Source organism: Desertihabitans brevis, assembly GCF_003327535.1.
Classification (GTDB): domain Bacteria; phylum Actinomycetota; class Actinomycetes; order Propionibacteriales; family Propionibacteriaceae; genus Desertihabitans; species Desertihabitans brevis.
In genome coordinates this window covers 72,021-87,609 of sequence record NZ_QOUI01000012.1, presented here as the reverse complement: position 1 = coordinate 87,609, position 15,589 = coordinate 72,021, and the positions used below count along the sequence as shown (strand labels likewise).

Here is a 15,589-nt window from a genome sequence, read left to right as displayed (position 1 = left end):
GTCGGGGTCGCCCCAGCGGGCACCCGCGTCACCGGGGCGACCGCCCGGCGTCCGGTCGGCTGGCCCGCCCCGCCACCGGTACCAGGACCACCGCGACCACGGTGGGGATGGCCAGCGCCGCGGAGAGCCCGAGGTCGCCGGCCAGACCGAGGCCGATCCCGCCGACCAGGCCGCCGAGGAAGACGCCGGCGCTCATCGCCGCCGCGGTGAGGCTGAACGCGGTGGCGGTGAGGTCACCGGCGTCGCGGGCGACCACGGTGGTGACCATGGCCGCCACCACCGCGTGGCTGAGCCCCATCAGCACCGTCGCGGCCAGTGCCAGGGGCAGCGACCCGACCGAGAAGACGAGCAGCACCGCCACCAGCGCACCGCCCAGCCCGAGGGCCAGGACCCGCCGCGCCCGGCCCGCGGCGACCCAGCCCCGCGCCCCCCGTCCGGCGAGGAGGTTGCCGGTGAAGAAGGAGGCGCCGCTGAGCGTCCAGATCAGGGTGAAGGTGCCGGCGTCGGTCCCGAAGCGGTCGTGGTAGCTGGCGGCCAGGAAGGACAGGTAGCCCATGAAGGACGCGGTCCGCAGCCCGGCGACCGCGACCAGCGCGAGCAGCTCCGGCCGGCCGCGCAGCCGACCGAAGGCCTTGCGGTAGCCCGGGGACGCCTCCCGCGCACCGGTGGCGGCGGGTTCGCGCAGCAGCACCACCAGCGCCACCACGACGGCCAGCGCGGCGGTCGCCCACAGCACCCCGGTCCACCCGCGCCACAGCGCCAGCACCCCGATCACCGGGCCGGCCAGCACGGCGGCCAGCGACTGGGTGGCGGTCAGCACAGTGGCCGCGCGTCCGCCGTCGGCGCGGTCGGGGAAGCGGCTGGTCGCCGCGGTGAGCAGGGCCGGGGTGAGGACGGCGGTCGCCACCCCGGTGCCGAAGCAGAAGGCCACCACCGCCGGCAGCGTGCCGACCGACCCCACCAGGCAGGTGACCGCGAGCAGCCCCAGCGCGGCGGCGACGGTGCGCGGCCGCGACCAGTGCCCGAGCAGCGGTCCGACGGCGACGCCGGTGAGCAGCGCCGCCACACCGCCCAGCCCGCGCAGCGCCCCCACCGTCGCCTCGTCGCTGTGCACCGCCTCGGCGATCGGGACCAGGAACGTCGAGTAGACGGTGAAGGGCAGCAGCCCGACCACGGCGGCCACCAGCAGCGGCCAGGTGGCCCGCGCGAGCCTGCGGTCGGGCAGGCCGGCCATCAGCGACCGGCGACGTGGTCGCGCAGGTAGGCGGCGAACTTCTCCAGGCCGTCGACGTTGCGGGGGCTGGAGATCGCCTCGTTGTAGTCGAGGACGAAGAAGCTGCCCTCCCGCACCGCGGGCAGGTAGGTCAGCGGTCGCGGGGTTCTCCCGCAGGAAGGCGATCTTCTCCTCCGCCGGCTGGTCCTGGTAGTCGAGGATGATGATGATCTCGGGGGCGGCGTCGACGACGGACTCCCAGCTCGCCTCCGTCCAGCGGGCGTCCACGTCGCCGAAGACGTTGCGGGCTCCGGCCAGGGTGATGATGTCGTTGGGCGGCACCTGGCTGGCCGCGGTGAACGGGGCGTCGGTGCCGGAGTCGTAGAGGAAGACCGGCACGGGCTCACCCTCGGGCGCCTGCTCCTGCACGGCCGCCACCCGCTCGCGGTAGTCGGTGACCAGCTCGGCGGCGCGCTCCTCCACCCCGAAGATCTGCCCCAGCCGCTCCAGGTCGGTGTAGAGCCCCTCGAACGGGGTGTGCCGCTCGGGGAAGCCCGGGTAGTTGAAGCAGGACTCGGCGTGCATGAAGCTCTGCACCCCGAGGGTGTCGAGGATCGCCGGGGTGATGCCGCGGGAGTCGGAGAACCCGGAGTTCCACCCCGCCAGCACGAAGTCACCGCCCGCATCGACGACCAGCTCGCGGTTGAGCAGGTCGGTCGACAGCAGCTCGACCTCCTCCTACTCCGCGGCCCACGGCGACTCGCTGACCGGCGGGTTGGCCGGCGGCAGCACGTAGCCCAGCACGTGGTCGGTCAGCCCGAGGGCGAACATCTTGTCCGCACTGCCGCCCTCGTAGACGATGGCGCGCTGGGGCATGGTGTACTCCACCGGCTCACCGCAGCGGTTCACCGTGGTGGTGGTGGCCGCGGGCCCGGACGGCGCCTCGACCTCGGCCCCGCAGGAGGTCAGCAGCAGGGCGGCCCCGGTGCCGAGCAGGACGGCGCGGGCGCGGGTGGACAGGGTCATCGGATCTCCTTCGGTTGGGATCGGTCGAGGGCGAAGAGCACCTGCGGGTCGCCGGTCAGCGGGTGCCGGGTGAGCTGCACCTCGACGCCGTAGACCTCGGCGATCCGCTCGGCGGTGAGCACGTCGGCGGGGGTGCCGACGGCCACCAGCCGGCCGGCCGACATCAGGGCGAGCCGGTCGCAGGCGGCGGCGGCGAGGTTGAGGTCGTGCAGCACGACGAGGATGGTCAGGCCGGTCGCGCGCAGGTGGGACAGCAGCCGAACCTGGTGGCGCAGGTCGAGGTGGTTGGTCGGCTCGTCGAGCACCAGCAGCTGCGGCTCCTGGACCAGCGCCCGGGCCAGCAGCACCCGCTGGCGCTCGCCGCCGGAGAGGCTGAGCACGCCCCGCCCGGCCAGGTGCAGCACGTCGGTCTGGGCCATCGCCCGCTCGCACAGCTCCCGCTCGGCCGCGCTGAGCCGGACCGGCCCGCGCTGGTGCGGCGTCCGGCCGAGGGCGACCAGCTCGGCGACGGTGAAGTCGACGTCGGCGCCGCCGTCCTGGGTGAGGGCGGACGTCCGCCGCGCGGTCTCGCGCAGCGACAGGGAGTCGAGCACCTCGCCGTCGAGGCGGACCACACCGGCCGAGGGCCGCAGGGCGCGGTAGACGCAGCGCAGCGCGGTGGACTTGCCCGAGCCGTTGGGCCCGACCAGCCCGACCACCTCCCCGGCGGTCACGTCGAGGTCGAGCTGCTCGACGACCCGGCGCCCACCGAGGTCGACCGAGAGCTGGTCGAGGCGGAGCTCCATCAGGCACCTCCGAAGGCGTGCCGGCGCCGCATCAGGCCCACGAACAGCGGCACACCGACCAGCGCGGTGAGCACCCCCAGCGGCAGCTCCCGCGGCGGGACGGCCGTCCGCGCCAGCAGGTCGACCCAGACGGCGAGCACGGCCCCGAGCAGCGGAGCGGTGGTGAGCACCCGGGTGTGGGTGGCGCCCACCAGCAGCCGGGTGACGTGCGGCACCACCAGGCCGACGAAGCCGATGGTGCCGCTGACCGCGGCCATCGCCCCGGTGACGACGGCGGTCAGCAGGAACAGCCAGCGCCGGCTCCGGGTGGCGTCCACGCCCATCGAGGCGGCCGCCTCGTCCCCGAGCGCCAGCACGTCCAGGGTCCCCGCCGCCCGCCGCAGCACGACGAGCCCGACGAGCACGACGGCGGCGGCCACCGGCACCGAGCCCCAGGTGGCTGCCCCGAAGGTGCCCATCGTCCAGAACAGCACGGTGCTGGTGGCGTCGCTGCCGGGCGCGAAGTAGATGAGCACGCTCATCACCGCCTGGAAGCCGAAGGCCAGCGCCACCCCGGTGAGCACGAGCCGCAGCGGGGTGATCCCGCTGCGGGTGCGGGCGGCTGCGTAGACCAGGACGGTCGCCCCCATCGCCCCCGCGAAGGCACCCACCGAGACGGCGTGGATGCCGAGCACCGCCAGCGCCCCGAACAGGGTGACGGTGACCGCACCGACCGAGGCGCCGGAGGAGATGCCGAGGATGTAGGGGTCGGCCAGCGGGTTGCGCACCAGCGCCTGCACAGTCGCCCCGACCGCCGCCAACCCGGCCCCGACCACGGCGGCGAGCAGCACCCGCGGGGTGCGGATCTGCCAGACGATCTGGTAGCGGCTCACCTCGTCGGCGGAGATGGTGCCGCCACTCACCGCGGCCCACAGGTAGCGGGCGGTGTCGGCGGGGTCGATCACCGCCGAGCCCAGCCCGATCGCCAGCAGCCCCGACACCACCAGCGCCGCGGCGAGCGCGGACGGCAGCAGCACCCCGTCCCGGAGCGCGGGCAGCCGGGCCGCCAGCGGGCGGTAGAAGGTCGTCACCAGCTCGACTTGGTGACCCCGGGCAGCACGCCCTGGTGGGCCAGCGCGCGCACCCGCACCCGGGACAGCCCGAACTTGCGCAGATGTCCCCGGGGACGTCCGTCCACGGCGTCGCGGTTGCGCACCCGGGTGGGCGAGGCGTCGCGGGGCAGCGCCGAGAGCGCCCGGACGGCGGCCAGCCGCTCCTCGGCACTCGCGTCGGGACGGCGGACCTCGGCCTTCAGCTCAGCCCGTCGCCCGGCGTAGCGGGCGACCGTCCGCTTCCGCCTCTCGTTCGCGGCGATCGTGGAGCGCTTGGCCATCAGCGGGTCTCCTTGAACTCGACGTGGCGCCGGGCGATCGGGTCGAACTTGCGCAGGGTGAGCCGCTCGGGGTCGTTGCGACGGTTCTTGCGGGTGACGTAGGTGTAGCCGGTGCCGGCGCTGGAGCGGAGCTTCACCAGCGGACGCAGGTCGTTGCGCCTGGCCATCAGAGCCGACCTCCCCGGGCGCGGATGTCGGCGACGACGGCGTCGATCCCGCGGGCGTCGACCGTCCTGATCCCGCGGGCGCTGAGGGTGAGCGTGATCCGACGGCCCAGGCTGGGCACCCAGTAGGTCTTGCGCTGCAGGTTGACGTCGAAGCGTCGCTTGGTGCGGCGGTGGGAGTGCGAGACGGAGTGGCCGAACCCGGGGGTGGCCCCGGTGACCTGGCAGGTGGCTGACAAGACGTCCTCCTCGTGTACGGTGTGCCTCGAGCATACGAGAATCATTCTCATTTAGCACGTCGACCTGGAGGAGCAGAGATGGCCGTCCCCAAGCGCAGGATGTCCCGCAGCAACACGCGGCACCGGCGGGCGCAGTGGAAGGCGACCGTGCCCGACCTCGTCCCGGTGACCGTGGACGGCCGGGTCGTCCGGGTGCCGCGGCGCCTGGTCAAGGCCGTCCAGCGGGGCCTGGTCGAGGTGCGGGAGCGGTGAGCCGGGTCGGGACGGTGCCGGTGGTCCTCGTCACCGGGATCGACGCCACCGCGATGGCGTCGGTCACCATCGGCTGCCAGTGGGACCTGCCGCGCGCGGTGGTCGTCCGGCACGACCTGCACGTCGAGGCACAACAGCTGCACCGGGTGGTCAGCGACGCCGACGGGGTGGTCGAGCAGGTGGTGCACCAGCTCGACCACGCCTGCGTCAGCTGCGCGCTGCGGGAGGACATCATCCCCACCCTCGAGCGGCTCTGCGCGGACGGGCGGTGGGAGGCGGTGGTCGCCCACCTGCCGGTGGCCGCGGAGGCGGTGCAGGTGTGCCGGCTGCTCGAGCTGGATCCGACCACCGCCCCCCACGCGCGGATCAGCTCCGTGGTGACCGCGCTGGAGGGCAGCACGCTGGCCGTCGACCTGCTCGGCGACGACCTGCTGCGCGAACGGGGGCTGCACGCGGCCCCCGACGACGACCGCGGGGTTGCCGAGACCTGCAGCAGCCTGGTCGAGTACGCCGACCTGCTCGCCGTGACGGGGGCCAGCGACGCCGAGGGCCGGGCGCTGCTGCGGGCGCTGGCCCGTCCCGGGGTCGAGCTCGTCCCCGACACCTCCCGGCTCGACGGCCGGGGACTGCTCGAGGGGCTGCACCAGCACGTCCGCACCGAGGCGTGGGTCTCCCCCACCCGACCGCCGACCGTGCCGCTCGTGGTGAACCGGCACACCTGGAGCCTCGAGCTGTCCTCGGTGCGGCCCTTCCACCCGGAGCGGCTGCTGGACGGGATCGAGCTGCTCGGCAGTGCCGGGGTGCGGACCCGCGGCTGCTTCTGGCTGCCGACCCGACCCGGGGACGTCGGCGTCTGGGACGGCGCGGGCGGACAGCTCAGCATCGGCACCGGCTCACCCTGGGGCTCCACCCGCCCGTTCACCCGGATCTCGGTCACCGGGACCACGGCCAGCCGGGGCCGGATCGGCCGGTTGCGGGAGGACTTCGACCGGCTGCTGCTCGACGACGCCGAGATCGAGGCCCGCGGGATGCTCTGGGAGGCCTTCTCCGACGGCTTCGAACCCTGGCTGGGCGCCATCCGGCGCGCCGCCGCCTGACCCCCCGCGACACCGACCCCAACACCGAAGGAGACCCATGAAGGTCCGCAACTCGCTCCGTGCGCTGAAGAAGATCCCTGGCGCCCAGATCGTCCGCCGACGGGGACGGACGTTCGTCATCAACAAGCGCAACCCACGGTTCAAGGCCCGGCAGGGCTGAGTGCCAGGAGGAGGAGACAGCCATGAAGAAGGACATCCACCCCAGCTACGGCCCGGTCGTCTTCCGTGACCGGTCGGCCGGGTTCGCCTTCCTGACCCGCTCGACGCTGCAGCCGACCGAGACGGTCGTGTGGGAGGACGGCCGCACCTACCCGGTGCACGACGTCGAGGTCTCGACCGCGAGCCACCCGTTCTGGACCGGTCGAGGCCGCCTCGTCGACGCCGAGGGACGCGTGGAGCGCTTCCGGCGCCGCTACGGCACCGCCTCGGGCTGAGCGCCGCCCCTGGGCACCGGGTCCTCGCCGCGCGCAGCGTCGAAGGCCGCCCGGTGGGCGGCGACCTCGTCCTGGTGGGTCTCGGACCAGCGCTTGAGCTGTCGCACCGTCTGGTGCAGCGAGAGCCCCAGGTCGGTCAGCTCGTAGGTCACCGTGACGGGCACCGTCGCCGTGGCGGTGCGGCTGATGAGACCGTCTCGCTCCAGCGACCTCAGGGTCTGCGACAGCATCTTCGGGCTCACCCCGGCGAGCACCCGTCCGAGCTCGGAGTAGCGCATCGGCCTCGGGTCGCCGTCGCAGTCCGGTCCGCTGCCCAGCGCGGACAGGACGAGGGTCACCCACTTCCCCGACACCCGGGCCAGCAGCTGCTGGCTCGGGCACGCCGCGAGGAAGGCGTTGTACTCGGCCCTGGCCTCAGCCCTCCGCTGCGCAGCAGTTCTCGTCGCCACGTGCCCTCCCGATACCTACGCACTTATGGGTAACTACTTCCCTATCGTAAGTGCGTCGTCGACAGTGGAGCGCAGACGTTCACGACGACGACCGGGAGGTACATCTGTGACCAGCACCGAGCTCCACCTCCCCGGCGGCACCTGGCCGCTGGGCGACCTGTCCGTCATGCGCTTCGGCTACGGCGCGATGCAGCTCGCCGGCCCGGGGGTCCTGGGCCCGCCGGCGGACCGCGACGGCGCGCTCGAGGTGCTGCGCAGCGCGGTGGCCAGCGGGATCACCCACATCGACACCGCCGAGGCGTACGGACCCCGCGTGGTCAACGAGCTGATCCGCGAGGCCTTGCACCCCTACCCCGACGACCTCGTGATCGCGACCAAGGTCGGCGGACGCCGGGACGCCCAGGGCGGGTGGCCGAGCGCCCGTCGGCCCGACGAGATCCGCCAGCAGGTCGAGGACAACCTGCAGACGCTCGGGGTCGACACCCTCGACCTCGTCCACCTGCGGCTGGGCGACGCCGCGGGGCCGGTCCCCGAGCGCATCGGCGAGGCGTTCGAGACCCTGGTCGACCTGCAGCAGCAAGGTGTCGTCCGCCACCTCGGCGTCAGCAACGCCACCGCGGAGCAGGTCGCCGAGGCCCAGTCGATCGCGCCGATCGTCTCGGTGCAGAACATGTACAACCTGGCGGTCCGCCACGACGACCCCCTCGTCGACCGGCTCGCCGCCGAGGGGGTCGCCTACATCCCGTTCTTCCCCCTCGGTGGCTTCAGCCCGTTGCAGTCCGACGCGCTGTCCGCGGTGGCGAGGAGGCTCGGCTCGACGCCGATGTCGGTGGCCCTGGCCTGGCTGCTGCACCGCTCGCCGAACATCCTGCTCATCCCCGGCACGTCCTCGGTGGCGCACCTGCACCAGAACATCGCCGGTGCCGCGCTCGAGCTCTCCCGCGACGACCTCGCCGAGCTCGACACGATCGCCGGGCCGCTCCGCTGACCACCACCCCGCCCCGGCGAGGACGAGCCGCGCCCCGCCGAGCGGGCGGACGCGCTCATCCCACGGTGATCGCGGTGGCGACCCGCCGCTCCCCCTGCGCCACGACGAGCTCGTGCTCCCCGGCCGGGGTGCCCCGGGGCACCAGCGCGGTGCGGTCGAAGCGGCCCTGCTCGTCGGTGTGCAGGCGGTAGACCAGCGTGCCGTCGAGCAGCACGTCCAGGTGCTGCTCGGGGGCAAACCCGGAGACCGAAAGGTCGAACCACTGCCCGCTGGCCAGGACGCCGTCCTGGATCTCCAGCGTCGGCTCGCCGAGCTCGGGCTCGGGCTCGACCACCGGTCGTCCCAGCGACAGGGTGACCGGCGCGGTGGGCCCGGCCGACGTCTCCAGCGAGCAGTCGGTGGCGGCGTCGAAGGTGCCGCTCACCGAGGCGGTGTAGGTGGCGGCGGCGTGCAGCTCACCGCGCGGCTGCTCGGTGCGGAAGGTGACCGGGAGCTCGTCGGTACCGCAGCGCAGCACCGCGGTCAACGGCTCGGTGAGCAGGCTCTGGGAAGCTGGGTCGCCGTCGGTGGTGACGGTGTCGGGCACCAGCGCGGTGCCGTCCGTGGAGAGCTTGGTGCCGGGGGCAGCGACCAGGCCGACGTCGACGGTGCCGGGGCGTCCCTTGCGCACGGTGGCCTCCAGCCCGGCGACGGTCCACTGCCAGGGCGCGCGGCGGCTCTCGTAGTAGTTGGTGCCGGCCACGGTGAGGTGGGCGCCGAGGGCGCCGAGCCGGGTGGAGAAGGAGTCGACGTCCTTGTCCTCGGCCTGGCTCCAGCCGGTCTCGAGGATGGCCGCGGCCCGCGGCAGCGCCATGTACATGGCCTGGTCCTCCCCGCGGATGGTCTCCGACCACATCGGTGCCTCGACGCCGAGGATGTCCTCCTCGGCCAGGCCGCCCTCGACCACGGTGGTGGGCTCCCAGTCGTAGTAGCGGGGGTAGTCGCAGTCGCCGGAGCAGGCCCAGCTGAGTCCGATCGGGGTCGACGGGTCGTACTTCATGTCGAGGTAGGAGCGGCCGGCGTCGGAGACCACGGCCTTGCCGCCCTTGGACACGAAGTCGCGCACCCAGTCACCGGAGCCCACCCAGTAGTGGACCACCGAGCCCTCCCAGTAGCCCTCGCCCTGGGTCAGACCCGCCTCGGCGAACTCGGTCCAGCCCATCACGCCGACGCCGGTGGTCTCGCGGACCTCGGGGACGGCGCGGCTGACGAAGTCGACGTAGCGTTCGTGGCCCATGTCGTGGGACTCGTCCCCGCCGACGTGGACCAGCGGGCCCTGGGTGAGGTCGGCCAGCTGGCCGAAGACGTGGTTGACGAAGTGGTAGGTGGGCTCGTGCTGCTCGTCCAGCGCGGAGTAGCCGACGGCGGCGGTGCCGTTCCAGTCGACCACACCGGTGTCGGGGTCGCGGGCGGGCAGCGAGCGCTCGGTGTTGAGCTGCGGGATGGCGTGCAGGGCGGCGTTGGTGTGGCCGGGGACGTCCACCTCGGGCACGACGGTGATGTGGCGCTCGCGGGCGTACTCGACGATCTCGCGGTACTCCTCCTGGGTGTAGTAGCCGCTGCGGCCGAGCTCGGAGCGGTAGCCGCGCTCGTTCATCGCAGTGTCGCCCGAGATCTCGGTGAGCCGGGTGTAGTCGATGGTGTCGCCCTCGACCCGTCCCTCGTTGGTGATCTCGATCCGCCAGCCCTGGTCGTCGGCCAGGTGCAGGTGCAGGTGGCTGGCCTTGAACGAGGCGAGGGTGTCGAGGTAGCGCTTGACGGTGTCGACCTCCTGGAAGGAGCGGGCCACGTCGAGCATCACCCCGCGGTAGGCGAAGCGGGGCGCGTCCTCGATGTGCACGGCCGGCACCGTCCAGCTGGTGGCGACCGGCCGGTCGCTGCCCACCCAGGCCGGCAGCAGCTGTCGCAGGGTCTGCACGCCGTTGAAGGCGCCGTGGGCGGTGCGTGCGGTGATCGTGGCGCCGTCGGCGGTGACGTCGAGGACGTAGGACTCCTCGGTCGGCGCCTCGCCCTCGACGGTGTAGGCGGCGTCCTCGTCGACGACGATCTGCAGGTCGCCCGGGCGCGGACGGGCCGGGACGGGCAGCCGGAAGCCGGTGGGGGTGCGCAGCTCCTCGGCCAGCGCCTGCGCGACCGGACGGGCCTCCCCGGCGGCGGCGATCCGGGTGGTCGGGGTCAGCCGCCAGGGCTCGGCGTCGGCCACCTCGACCGACGCGGGCTGCGGGACGAGGCCGAGGGCGTCGACCTCGGCGGCGGGAGTCGCCTGCGGGGTGGCGGTGGCCTCGGTGGCGGTGGGCAGCAGCGGGACGGTGAGCGCTGCGGCGGCCAGGACGGCCGCGAGGGTGGTGCGGGTGGGACGAGGGCGCATGGGGTGCTCCTGCGGGGCGACGGTGCCTGGGGTGCTGCTCACACCACCACACGCCTCCGACAGGAACAAGGGCTGGGGCGTGAAAGCGGCGTTTTCATCCTGAAAGGGCCGTTTTCATCCCGTCGGGCGTGGTCAGCCGACGTCGGCGGCGCCCAGGTCGACGTCGCTGCCGGCGGGCGCCGACCGGCCTCCCAGGGTCTCGACGACCTCGCCCACGGCGTCGGCCGGGTCCCCCAGCTCGGCGATCCGCTGCCCCAGCGTCCGGGCGGCGGCGCGGTAGCGGTCCTCGGCCAGCACGGCCCGCACCGCGCGTCCGACCCGTCGGGGCGTGGGACGTCCGGTGCGCAGGTTGCGGCCCACCCCGGCCCAGGCCACCCGGGCCGCCACCTCGGGTTTGTCCTCGGTGTCGCCGCCCACCACCAGCGGCACCCCGTGCCGCAGCGCCTCGTGCACCCCGCCGTAGCCGCCGTTGGTCACCATCACCGACAGGTGCGGCAGCAGCTGGTGGTAGGGCAGGAAGGTCGCCACCCGCACGTTGCCCGGCAGCGCCCCTCCGCCGAGCGCGCGGCCCACCTCCTCCACCGCCCGGCCACCGGTGGAGACGACGACCAGCACGTCCTCCCCGGCCAGCGCCGTCACGGTCGGGGCGACCAGCTTGGTGAGGTCGGCGTTGTCCAGGGTGCCCTGGGTGACGTGGACGACCGGACGTCCGGCCTCCAGCTCGTGCCACCACGGCGGCAGCACCACCGACGGCGCGGCCGGGCGGACCGGTCCGACGAAGCGGATGGTGGCCGGCATCTCCCGCCGCTCGTACTCCAGCTCGGCCAGCCCGAGGTGGAAGGTGAGGTCGGGTGCGGCGGTCTGGTCGAAGAAGTTGATTGCACCGGGCGGCACGCCGTGCTCGGCCAGCACGGCGTCCAGCCGCTGGTGCAGCCGGCGGAACGGTCCGTGGTGCACCAGCCAGTTGGCCTGGCCGTTGCGCATCCGGGTGAACCAGGAGGAGCCCGGCGCCAGCCCCGAACCGAAGGGCGCGCAGTCGACGCTGGCCAGCGACAGCGGGGTGACCGACAGCCCCAGCACCGGCACCCGGTCGGTCGGCGCGACGGAGGTCAGCGGGAGCACCCCGAGGAAGGCGGTGTCGGAGAGCACCGCGTCCACCTCGTGCTCCTCCAGCGCCTGCTGCAGGGCGGCGTGCTGGGCCCGCAGCGGGTCGACGAAGATCGACAGGATGTCCCCGCGGGCCGCCAGCACCCGGGAACGGGGCCGGCGGACGGCCGGCGGGGCGGGTTCGGCGGCCGCGGGCAGCGGCACCAGGGTGAGCCCGCTGCGCGCGACCTGCTCGGCGAAGCGCGCCCCGGTGAGCACCAGCACCCGGTGACCGCGCTCGCGCAGCCGCCGTCCGACGGCGAGGACCGGGCTGACGTGGCCGTACAGCGGCGTGGCGCACAGCAGCAGCGTCATCGGCATGGGCTCACAGGCTACGCCGAGCCAGGCGGTCGCGCCGACGGCGAGGCCGGCTGTGCCGGCGAGGTCGAAGCCGCGCAGGTCGTCGGCGGCGTCCTCGTGGCCGGGGTCGTGACTCACCGGACGGTCAGACCACGAGCGGCCCGGCGACGTCGAGCCGGCCGTGCTCGACCAGCCAGCGCACCGCCTCCAGCGCGGCGGCGTCCGGCTCGTGGCGGGGGGTGTAGCCGAGGACGGCCCGGGTCTTGTCGATGCTGACGTAGTGGCTGCGCCACAGGTGCTCCCAGCTGGCGTCGGCGTGCTCGGCCGGGGTGGCGGCGCGGAACTCCTCCCACGAGGTGGTGCGCAGCCGGGCCTGCTGGCCGAACCAGCCGGCGGCGGCCTCGGCGTAGCCGCGGACGGTGAGCGCGGAGGGGGCGACCACGTCGAAGGCCTCCCCGGCGGCGGCGTCGCGGTGCTCGAGCGCGAGCTGGAAGGCCTGGGCGACGTCGTCGGCGTGGACGTGGTGCATCAGCTCCGAGCCGGTGCCCGGCGCGGTCAGCTCCTCCCCGGCCGACAGCGTCCGCCAGACGCCGGGGTCGAGGTTGCCGAGCGGGCCGATCGGTGCCCAGCCGGGGCCGGAGATGTGGCCGGGGTGCAGCGAGGTGGTGACCAGCCCGCCGGAGCGGGTCTCCTCGCGCAGCATCTGGGCGATGGCGTCCTTCTGCACGCCGTACTCTCCCACCGGCGGGGTGGCGGTCTCCTCGGTGACGGGCAGGGTGCGGCTGGGCCCGTAGCGCCAGATCGAGCCGCAGTGCACCAGGTGGCCGACCTCGCCGCGCAGCCGCCCGACCAGCGTGGTGGCCGAGTCGAGGGTGAAGCAGACCATGTCGACCACGGCGTCGGGGCGCTGCTCGAGGACGCGGTCGGCGAAGGTGCCGGCGCGGTCCTCGGAGTCGCGGTCGACCAGCACCTGCTCGACCTGCTGCCAGACCTCGTCCTGGACGTAGGCCGTGCGCTGCCCTCGGCTGAGGTTCACCACCTCGTGCCCCGCCCGCACCAGCCGGGGGACGAGGAAGCTCCCGACGTGCCCGCTGCCACCCACCACCACGATCCGCATGGGGCTCACCGTAGGCCGCCGACATCAGGGCCCCGACCTAGGCTGGTCGTGCGGCACCGCGTCGCACCACCCGTCCGGGTGGGCCAGAGAGGAGACGAGCATGGGCGCCGACGACAAGCTCGAGAACAAGACCGATGAGCTCAAGGGCAAGGCCAAGCAGGGCATCGGCGAGGCCACGGACGACCGCGACCTCCAGGCCGAGGGCCAGGCCGACCAGACCAAGGGCGGCCTCAAGCAGGCCGGCGAGAAGGTCAAGGACGCCTTCAAGGGCTGAGCCCCGCCGCGACGCCGGAGGCACCGTCGCCCCCGGCGTCGCGGACGCCCTGTCATAGGCTCGGACGGTCTGGGGGAACCACCGGGTCCCGGTCGAGGTGAGAGGTGGTGCCGTGCCGGAACGACTGGTCGCCGACCGCTACCGCCTCGTCGAGATGGTGGGCAGCGGCGGCATGGGCGTCGTCTGGGACGCCTGGGACGAGCGGCTGCAGCGCCGGGTGGCGGTCAAGCAGCTGCGGGCGCTGCCCGGGTTGAGCGAGGACGAGGCCAGGGTCGCGAACGAGCGGGCGATGCGGGAGGCGCGGATCACCGCCCGGCTGCATCATCGCCACGCGGTGTCGGTGTTCGACGTGGTCGACGACGACGGCCGGCCGTGCCTCATCATGCAGTTCGTCCCCTCGACCACGCTGGGTGAGCTGATCCGCGAGCGCGGTCCGCTGCCGCCGGCCGAGGTGGCCCGGATCGGTGCGCGGGTGGCCTCGGCGCTGGCGGCGGCCCACGACCTCGGGATCGTGCACCGCGACGTCAAGCCGGGCAACGTCCTCATCTCCGAGGACGGCCCGCTGATCAGCGACTTCGGGATCTCCCGCGCGCTGGACGACATCTCGCTGACCACCACCGGGCTGGTGCACGGCACCCCGGCCTACCTCTCCCCCGAGGGCGCCCGCGGGGAGGAGGCCACCTACGCCTCCGACGTGTTCTGCCTCGGCTCCACGCTGTATGCCGCGCTGGAGGGGAGGCCGCCCTTCGGCACCCAGGCGAACTCGATCGCGCTGCTGCACCGGGTGGCCGCGGGCAGCGTCGAGCCGCCGCAGCACAGCGGCCCGCTCACCCCGCTGCTGACCCGGATGCTCTCCCGCGACCCGGCGGACCGGCCCACCATGGCCGAGGTCGCCGAGGAGCTGGAGGCGCTGGGCCGCGAGGCCTCGGAGGTGGCCGCGCCGGCTGCGACGCCGGTCGAGGCACCGGCCGCCCCGGTCGCGACCGGACGTCCGCCCGTGACCTTCCGCTTCGACCCGGCCTCGCCGTCCTCCCCCGACAGGGCACCTGCTGCGGCGCCCGTCGAGGAGCCGCGCCGTCGCCGCCGCGGCGGGCTGGTGGCGCTCGCCGCCGTGCTGGTGGCGGCGGTGGTGCTGGGCGCGGTGCTGCTCCCCCGGCTCACCGGCCAGGACCCGGGCACGGCGACCGGCGGCCCGGCCACCTCGGCACCCTCGGCTTCCACCGATCCCACCGGCGAGGCCGAGCCAGCACCCTCGGAGGACGCCAGCAGCGCCCCGCCCGCCGACGAGGACGGGTCCGGCGGGGAGGACCGGTCGGAGCAGGAGTCCTCACCCTCGCCGTCCCCCAGCGAGGAGCAGGACGGGTCGCCGACCGAGGACCAGCTGACCGCGGCCATCACCGACTACTACGCGTTGATGCCCGACGACACCGACGCGGCCTGGCCACGGATGACATCGCGCTACCAGAGCGACCACGCCGGCGGCCGGGAGGCCTACGAGGCGTTCTGGGACGACATCGACCGGGTCGAGGCCAGCGACGTGACGGCGTCCCCACCCGACGAGGCGCAGGCCACCCTCACCTACTACTACGACGACGGCCGGGTGCTGGTCGAGCCGACCGCCTTCGAGCTGGTCGAGGAGGAGGGCACCCTCAAGATCGCCGCCTCCACGGTGCTGAGCAACCGCTGAGCGCTGCAGACGTCAGCGGACGACGTCGTAGACCGCCTTGATGACGCCGTTGCCGTAGGCGGCCGACTCGCGCAGTGACAGGCGCTGCTCGCGCGGGACCCGGCTGAACACCGTCCTGCCCTCGCCGAGCAGCACCGGGAGGACCAGCAGGTTGTAGCGGTCGACCAGACCGGCCTCGGCCAGCCGCAGCGCCAGCTCGCCGCTGCCGTGGATGAACACCGCCTCACCCTCGCCCTGCTTCAGCGCGGCCACGTCCTCGGTGCTGCGCAGGATCTGCTGCTCACCCCAGCCCTCGACCAGCGCGTCGGGCTGCAGGGTGCTGGAGACGACGTACTTGGGCAGGTCCTGGTAGGCGGCGTGGTCCTCCGAGCCCGGCCAGACCGACGCGAACGCCTCGTAGCTGCGGCGGCCGAACATCAGCGCGCTGGTCTCCGCCAGCTCCTCGCCCTTGAGCGCGAACGCCTCCGGGTCGAACTCCGTGTGGAAGACCCAGCCGCCGCCCGGGTCGCCCTCCTGCCGACCGCCCGGCGAGTCCGTCACGCCGTCCAGCGTCACGAACCCCGTCCACACCAGCTCCCGTGCCATGCCGATCCTCCTCGTCCCCGGTGCGGGACGCCCTGCCCACGCCACGGCCCTGAC

General features: G+C 74.0%; 19 protein-coding genes. 7 read left to right on the top strand and 12 right to left on the bottom strand.

Features of this window, described 5'->3' with window-relative positions; all coding sequences use genetic code 11:
- Positions 1 to 28: 28 nt before the first annotated feature.
- The 7 genes from DT076_RS17025 to rpmB all read right to left on the bottom strand — a co-directional run bounded on the left by DT076_RS17025 (position 29) and on the right by rpmB (position 4,799).
- Entirely contained in the window at positions 29 to 1,882 is a 1,854-nt protein-coding gene (locus tag DT076_RS17025) for an MFS transporter (protein ID WP_199539255.1), read from the bottom strand.
- Between the two features lie 69 nt (positions 1,883 to 1,951).
- On the bottom strand, positions 1,952 to 2,239 hold the full coding sequence (locus DT076_RS19700; RefSeq protein WP_199539254.1) for a hypothetical protein: 288 nt from the start codon (positions 2,237 to 2,239) through the stop codon (positions 1,952 to 1,954).
- A complete protein-coding gene (locus DT076_RS17015; protein ID WP_114127902.1) occupies positions 2,236 to 3,024 on the bottom strand; it encodes an ABC transporter ATP-binding protein in 789 nt (262 codons plus the stop codon). Before DT076_RS17015 ends, DT076_RS19700 begins: the two co-directional genes overlap by 4 nt.
- The gene (locus tag DT076_RS17010; protein WP_233494029.1) at positions 3,024 to 4,094 is read right to left on the bottom strand and encodes a FecCD family ABC transporter permease; all 1,071 of its coding nucleotides are present in this window, start codon (positions 4,092 to 4,094) and stop codon (positions 3,024 to 3,026) included. The genes DT076_RS17015 and DT076_RS17010 overlap by 1 nt, the downstream gene beginning before the upstream one ends.
- Positions 4,091 to 4,396 carry a 30S ribosomal protein S14 gene (gene rpsN / locus DT076_RS17005; protein WP_114127901.1) on the bottom strand — a complete coding sequence of 102 codons (306 nt, stop codon included), beginning with the start codon at positions 4,394 to 4,396 and terminating at the stop codon, positions 4,091 to 4,093. Before rpsN ends, DT076_RS17010 begins: the two co-directional genes overlap by 4 nt.
- Positions 4,396 to 4,563, bottom strand: coding sequence for a 50S ribosomal protein L33 (gene rpmG / locus DT076_RS17000; RefSeq protein ID WP_114127900.1), 168 nt, complete (start codon positions 4,561 to 4,563; stop codon positions 4,396 to 4,398). The genes rpsN and rpmG overlap by 1 nt, the downstream gene beginning before the upstream one ends.
- Complete coding sequence (gene rpmB, locus DT076_RS16995) at positions 4,563 to 4,799, bottom strand: 50S ribosomal protein L28 (RefSeq protein ID WP_114127899.1); 237 nt, start codon at positions 4,797 to 4,799, stop codon at positions 4,563 to 4,565. The genes rpmG and rpmB overlap by 1 nt, the downstream gene beginning before the upstream one ends.
- Positions 4,800 to 4,877: 78 nt before the next feature.
- Between rpmB and rpmF the strand changes: the two genes are divergently transcribed.
- Genes rpmF through DT076_RS16975 form a run of 4 tightly spaced genes read left to right on the top strand, consistent with a single transcriptional unit; the run spans position 4,878 to position 6,582 of the window.
- Complete coding sequence (gene rpmF, locus DT076_RS16990) at positions 4,878 to 5,051, top strand: 50S ribosomal protein L32 (RefSeq protein ID WP_114127898.1); 174 nt, start codon at positions 4,878 to 4,880, stop codon at positions 5,049 to 5,051.
- Complete coding sequence (locus DT076_RS16985; RefSeq protein WP_233494028.1) at positions 5,048 to 6,148, top strand: GTP-binding protein; 1,101 nt, start codon at positions 5,048 to 5,050, stop codon at positions 6,146 to 6,148. Before rpmF ends, DT076_RS16985 begins: the two co-directional genes overlap by 4 nt.
- Before the next feature lie 37 nt (positions 6,149 to 6,185).
- Entirely contained in the window at positions 6,186 to 6,308 is a 123-nt protein-coding gene (gene ykgO / locus DT076_RS16980; RefSeq protein WP_114127897.1) for a type B 50S ribosomal protein L36, read from the top strand.
- A gap of 22 nt (positions 6,309 to 6,330) precedes the next feature.
- Positions 6,331 to 6,582, top strand: coding sequence for a type B 50S ribosomal protein L31 (locus DT076_RS16975; RefSeq protein WP_114127896.1), 252 nt, complete (start codon positions 6,331 to 6,333; stop codon positions 6,580 to 6,582).
- Here the strand turns inward: DT076_RS16975 and DT076_RS16970 are convergent.
- Positions 6,561 to 7,031, bottom strand: a complete 471-nt coding sequence (locus DT076_RS16970; protein WP_114127895.1) for a winged helix-turn-helix transcriptional regulator — start codon at positions 7,029 to 7,031, stop codon at positions 6,561 to 6,563. The genes DT076_RS16975 and DT076_RS16970 overlap by 22 nt on opposite strands.
- Positions 7,032 to 7,137: 106 nt before the next feature.
- Here DT076_RS16970 and DT076_RS16965 point away from each other — a divergent pair, with 106 nt between their 5' ends.
- Positions 7,138 to 8,019, top strand: a complete 882-nt coding sequence (locus DT076_RS16965; protein WP_267896843.1) for an oxidoreductase — start codon at positions 7,138 to 7,140, stop codon at positions 8,017 to 8,019.
- A 55-nt stretch (positions 8,020 to 8,074) separates the two neighbouring features.
- Here DT076_RS16965 and DT076_RS16960 read toward each other — a convergent pair whose 3' ends face one another.
- The 3 genes from DT076_RS16960 to DT076_RS16950 all read right to left on the bottom strand — a co-directional run bounded on the left by DT076_RS16960 (position 8,075) and on the right by DT076_RS16950 (position 12,989).
- Entirely contained in the window at positions 8,075 to 10,468 is a 2,394-nt protein-coding gene (locus tag DT076_RS16960; RefSeq protein ID WP_147264187.1) for a beta-N-acetylhexosaminidase, read from the bottom strand.
- 90 nt (positions 10,469 to 10,558) lie between these two features.
- Complete coding sequence (locus DT076_RS16955) at positions 10,559 to 12,010, bottom strand: glycosyltransferase (RefSeq protein ID WP_114127892.1); 1,452 nt, start codon at positions 12,008 to 12,010, stop codon at positions 10,559 to 10,561.
- Positions 12,011 to 12,017: 7 nt separating this feature from the next.
- Positions 12,018 to 12,989: an NAD-dependent epimerase/dehydratase family protein gene (locus tag DT076_RS16950; RefSeq protein WP_114127891.1), complete on the bottom strand. Its 972-nt coding sequence runs from the start codon at positions 12,987 to 12,989 to the stop codon at positions 12,018 to 12,020.
- Between the two features lie 100 nt (positions 12,990 to 13,089).
- Here DT076_RS16950 and DT076_RS16945 point away from each other — a divergent pair, with 100 nt between their 5' ends.
- Entirely contained in the window at positions 13,090 to 13,263 is a 174-nt protein-coding gene (locus DT076_RS16945) for a CsbD family protein (protein WP_114127890.1), read from the top strand.
- Between the two features lie 112 nt (positions 13,264 to 13,375).
- Positions 13,376 to 14,950 (top strand): serine/threonine-protein kinase, encoded by a 1,575-nt coding sequence (locus tag DT076_RS19695; RefSeq protein ID WP_199539253.1) that lies wholly within the window; start codon positions 13,376 to 13,378, stop codon positions 14,948 to 14,950.
- Between the two features lie 12 nt (positions 14,951 to 14,962).
- On the opposite strand, the gene DT076_RS16935 is transcribed toward DT076_RS19695, so the two are convergent.
- Complete coding sequence (locus tag DT076_RS16935; protein WP_114127889.1) at positions 14,963 to 15,535, bottom strand: dihydrofolate reductase family protein; 573 nt, start codon at positions 15,533 to 15,535, stop codon at positions 14,963 to 14,965.
- Between the last annotated feature and the right edge of the window lie 54 nt (positions 15,536 to 15,589).